2 protein-coding genes are annotated in these 1350 nt (G+C 66.3%); both read left to right on the forward strand.

Going from position 1 to position 1350, the window contains the following annotated elements; all coding sequences use genetic code 11:
• A partial coding sequence (locus tag ACK41V_RS23500; RefSeq protein WP_409786084.1) for a 3-keto-5-aminohexanoate cleavage protein occupies positions 1 to 492 on the forward strand: 492 nt, incomplete at its 5' end.
• Positions 493 to 551: 59 nt separating this feature from the next.
• Positions 552 to 1350 (forward strand): SDR family NAD(P)-dependent oxidoreductase (locus ACK41V_RS23505; RefSeq protein WP_409786087.1); only part of this gene is annotated, 799 nt, incomplete at its 3' end.

The raw sequence follows: 1350 nt of genomic DNA on the forward strand, positions 1-1350 counted from the left end.
ACCTTCCGCGACATCAAGTACATCCTGAAGGTGCTGGGCGAGGACTGCGGCACGCGCTTCGAGTTTGAGTGCTACGACGTGGGCCACCTGTACAACCTGGCGCACTTTGTGGACGAAGGCCTCATCAAGGGGCCGCTGTTCATCCAGGCCATCTTCGGCATTCTGGGCGGCCTGGGGCCCGACCCGGAGAACCTGTACGTGATGCGGACCACGGCCGACCGGCTGTTTGGGCGCAAGGGTTACCGCTTCTCGGTGCTGGGCGCGGGGCGCCACCAGATGCCGCTGCTGACCATGGGTGCCGTGATGGGCGGGCATGTGCGCGTGGGGCTGGAAGACAGTCTGTACCTGGGCAAAGGCGAGCTGGCCACGTCCTGCGCCGAGCAGGTGCGCAAGATCCGCCGCATCTTGCAAGAGCTGTCTCTGGACGTCGCATCGCCCACGGAGGCTCGCACCATGCTGGGCCTCAAGGGCGCCGACAAGGTCGCCTTCTGACACGTCACCCATCGCTGTCCCCATCCCTATTCCCCAACCATTTTTGAAAAGTGAGACCCATGAGCAAGTTATTGAAGAACAAGGTAGCCATCGTGACTGGAGCAGGCGGAGGCCTGGGCCGTGCGCATGCGTTGGAGCTGGCGCGTCACGGCGCCCGCGTGGTGGTGAACGACCTGGGCGGTGACCGCGCAGACTCTGCCGCGCAGCGCGTGGCGGCCGAGATCCGGGCGGCCGGGGGCGAGGCCCTGGCCAACGGTGGCGACGTGACGCAGCCCGCACAGATGCAGGCCATGGTCGACCAAGCGGTGGCGCAGTGGGGCCGCATGGACATCCTGGTGAACAACGCGGGCATCCTGCGCGACAAGTCGTTTTCCAAGATGACGCTGGACGACTTTCGGCTGGTGATGGACGTCCACGTGATGGGCGCCGTGAACTGCACCAAGGCCGTGTGGGACCTAATGCGCGCACAGGGCCATGGCCGCATCGTCATGACCACGTCTTCGTCGGGCCTGTATGGCAACTTTGGGCAGGCCAACTACGGCGCTGCCAAGATGGCCCTGGTCGGCCTGATGCAGACCCTGGCGCTGGAGGGCGAGCGTCACGGCATCCGGGTCAACTGCCTGGCGCCCAGCGCCGCGACCCAGATGACCGAGAACCTCTATTCGGCCGAGGACCTCAAGGGCCTGTCGTCCAACCTGGTCAGCCCGGGCGTGGTCGCCCTGGCCGCCGCCGACGCCCCCACACGCATGATCCTTCTGGCCGGCGCCGGCGCCTTCGAACAGGCCAATATCACCATGACCCGCGGCATCTACATCGGCGCCGCCCCCGACGCCGCCGAACAGATCCAGGCCTCCTGGC

Origin of the sequence: Acidovorax sp., assembly GCF_046291265.1 — a bacterium.
In the GTDB taxonomy this organism is placed as follows: Bacteria; Pseudomonadota; Gammaproteobacteria; order Burkholderiales; family Burkholderiaceae_C; genus Acidovorax.